The sequence below is a fragment of the Pseudomonas sp. GL-B-19 genome (assembly GCF_019956415.1).
Classification (GTDB): domain Bacteria; phylum Pseudomonadota; class Gammaproteobacteria; order Pseudomonadales; family Pseudomonadaceae; genus Aquipseudomonas.
In genome coordinates this window covers 1-3,552 of sequence record NZ_JAHBDK010000102.1, presented here as the reverse complement: position 1 = coordinate 3,552, position 3,552 = coordinate 1, and the positions used below count along the sequence as shown (strand labels likewise).

General features: G+C 50.8%; 3 rRNA genes. All 3 read right to left on the bottom strand.

The features are described 5' to 3' along the window. Nucleotides 1-5: 5 nt before the first annotated feature. Nucleotides 6-121, bottom strand: a 5S ribosomal RNA gene (gene rrf / locus KGB06_RS28845). Nucleotides 122-274: 153 nt separating this feature from the next. Then, nucleotides 275-3,166: ribosomal RNA gene (locus KGB06_RS28840) — 23S ribosomal RNA — on the bottom strand. 322 nt (nucleotides 3,167-3,488) lie between these two features. Further along, nucleotides 3,489-3,552 (bottom strand): 16S ribosomal RNA (locus tag KGB06_RS28835); the annotation flags it as partial.

Below are 3,552 nucleotides of genomic sequence, written 5' to 3'. Positions count from 1 at the left end.
TTTAATCTTGACGATGACCTACTCTCACATGGGGAAACCCCACACTACCATCGGCGATGCATCGTTTCACTGCTGAGTTCGGGATGGGATCAGGTGGTTCCAATGCTCTATGGTCGTCAAGAAATTCGGTAGCCAGGTCGTTTACCTTTCGGTTCACGCTCCAGCGAATGGGTATGCAATAGATTTGTGTGTTGTTTGCGAATTTTCGACTTGTATCGTCTTCACACACCGCAATCTGGTGCCCTCTCAGGTCAGCAAATTGCTTGGGTGTTATATGGTCAAGCCTCACGGGCAATTAGTATTGGTTAGCTCAACGCCTCACAGCGCTTACACACCCAACCTATCAACGTCGTAGTCTTCGACGGCCCTTCAGGGGACTCAAGGTCCCAGTGAGATCTCATCTTGAGGCTAGTTTCCCGCTTAGATGCTTTCAGCGGTTATCTATTCCGAACATAGCTACCCGGCAATGCCACTGGCGTGACAACCGGAACACCAGAGGTTCGTCCACTCCGGTCCTCTCGTACTAGGAGCAGCCCCTCTCAAATCTCAAACGTCCACGGCAGATAGGGACCGAACTGTCTCACGACGTTCTAAACCCAGCTCGCGTACCACTTTAAATGGCGAACAGCCATACCCTTGGGACCGGCTTCAGCCCCAGGATGTGATGAGCCGACATCGAGGTGCCAAACACCGCCGTCGATATGAACTCTTGGGCGGTATCAGCCTGTTATCCCCGGAGTACCTTTTATCCGTTGAGCGATGGCCCTTCCATACAGAACCACCGGATCACTAAGACCTACTTTCGTACCTGCTCGACGTGTCTGTCTCGCAGTCAAGCGCGCTTTTGCCTTTATACTCTACGACCGATTTCCGACCGGTCTGAGCGCACCTTCGTACTCCTCCGTTACTCTTTAGGAGGAGACCGCCCCAGTCAAACTACCCACCATACACTGTCCTCGATCCGGATAACGGACCTGAGTTAGAACCTCAAAGTTGCCAGGGTGGTATTTCAAGGTTGGCTCCACGCGAACTGGCGTCCACGCTTCAAAGCCTCCCACCTATCCTACACAAGCAAATTCAAAGTCCAGTGCAAAGCTATAGTAAAGGTTCACGGGGTCTTTCCGTCTAGCCGCGGATACACTGCATCTTCACAGCGATTTCAATTTCACTGAGTCTCGGGTGGAGACAGCGCCGCCATCGTTACGCCATTCGTGCAGGTCGGAACTTACCCGACAAGGAATTTCGCTACCTTAGGACCGTTATAGTTACGGCCGCCGTTTACCGGGGCTTCGATCAAGAGCTTCGCGTTAGCTAACCCCATCAATTAACCTTCCGGCACCGGGCAGGCGTCACACCCTATACGTCCACTTTCGTGTTTGCAGAGTGCTGTGTTTTTAATAAACAGTCGCAGCGGCCTGGTATCTTCGACCGGCATGGGCTTACGCAGTAAATGCTTCACCCTCACCGGCGCACCTTCTCCCGAAGTTACGGTGCCATTTTGCCTAGTTCCTTCACCCGAGTTCTCTCAAGCGCCTTGGTATTCTCTACCCAACCACCTGTGTCGGTTTGGGGTACGGTTCCTGGTTACCTGAAGCTTAGAAGCTTTTCTTGGAAGCATGGCATCAACCACTTCGTCACCCAAAGGGTAACTCGTCATCAGCTCTCGGCCTTGGAATCCCGGATTTACCTAAGATTCCAGCCTACCACCTTAAACTTGGACAACCAACGCCAAGCTGGCCTAGCCTTCTCCGTCCCTCCATCGCAATAACCAGAAGTACAGGAATATTAACCTGTTTTCCATCGACTACGCTTTTCAGCCTCGCCTTAGGGACCGACTAACCCTGCGTCGATTAACGTTGCGCAGGAAACCTTGGTCTTTCGGCGTGGGTGTTTTTCACACCCATTGTCGTTACTCATGTCAGCATTCGCACTTCTGATACCTCCAGCAAGCTTCTCAACTCACCTTCACAGGCTTACAGAACGCTCCTCTACCGCATCACCTAAGTGATACCCGTAGCTTCGGTGTATGGTTTGAGCCCCGTTACATCTTCCGCGCAGGCCGACTCGACTAGTGAGCTATTACGCTTTCTTTAAAGGGTGGCTGCTTCTAAGCCAACCTCCTAGCTGTCTAAGCCTTCCCACATCGTTTCCCACTTAACCATAACTTTGGGACCTTAGCTGACGGTCTGGGTTGTTTCCCTTTTCACGACGGACGTTAGCACCCGCCGTGTGTCTCCCATGCTCGGCACTTGTAGGTATTCGGAGTTTGCATCGGTTTGGTAAGTCGGGATGACCCCCTAGCCGAAACAGTGCTCTACCCCCTACAGTGATACATGAGGCGCTACCTAAATAGCTTTCGAGGAGAACCAGCTATCTCCGAGCTTGATTAGCCTTTCACTCCGATCCACAGGTCATCCGCTAACTTTTCAACGGTAGTCGGTTCGGTCCTCCAGTTAGTGTTACCCAACCTTCAACCTGCCCATGGATAGATCGCCCGGTTTCGGGTCTATTCCCAGCGACTAGACGCCCTATTAAGACTCGCTTTCGCTACGCCTCCCCTATTCGGTTAAGCTCGCCACTGAAAATAAGTCGCTGACCCATTATACAAAAGGTACGCAGTCACCCAACAAAGTGGGCTCCCACTGCTTGTACGCATACGGTTTCAGGATCTATTTCACTCCCCTCTCCGGGGTTCTTTTCGCCTTTCCCTCACGGTACTAGTTCACTATCGGTCAGTCAGTAGTATTTAGCCTTGGAGGATGGTCCCCCCATATTCAGACAAAGTTTCTCGTGCTCCGTCCTACTCGATTTCATGACCAAGAGATTTTCGCGTACAGGGCTATCACCCACTATGGCCGCACTTTCCAGAGCGTTCCGCTAATCTCAAAGCCACTTAAGGGCTGGTCCCCGTTCGCTCGCCACTACTAAGGGAATCTCGGTTGATTTCTTTTCCTCAGGGTACTTAGATGTTTCAGTTCCCCTGGTTCGCCTCTTAAGCCTATGTATTCAGCTTAAGATAACCATCTTATGATGGCTGGGTTCCCCCATTCAGACATCTCCGGATCAAAGTCTGTTTGCCGACTCCCCGAAGCTTTTCGCAGGCTACCACGTCTTTCATCGCCTCTGACTGCCAAGGCATCCACCGTATGCGCTTCTTCACTTGACCATATAACCCCAAGCAATCTGGTTATACTGTGAAGACGACATTCGCCGAAAATTCGCAATTTAACTCACAAATTTTACCTTAGCCTGAGCCGTTACCAGTGAAAGTAACGTTCAGTCTATCTTTCTATCACATACCCAAATTTTTAAAGAACGAACTAGTCAAAGACTAGAAATCAACATTCACCATCATCCGATGGAATGCTCATTTCTAAGCTTTTACATAAAAGACAGTTACCCTCCAGACCACTAGAGCAACTCTTTCGTCTTCTTCAATGAATCAAGCAATTCGTGTGGGAACTTATGGAGCAGCTGATGTCGTCGATTAAGGAGGTGATCCAGCCGCAGGTTCCCCTACGGCTACCTTGTTACGACTTCACCCCAGTCATG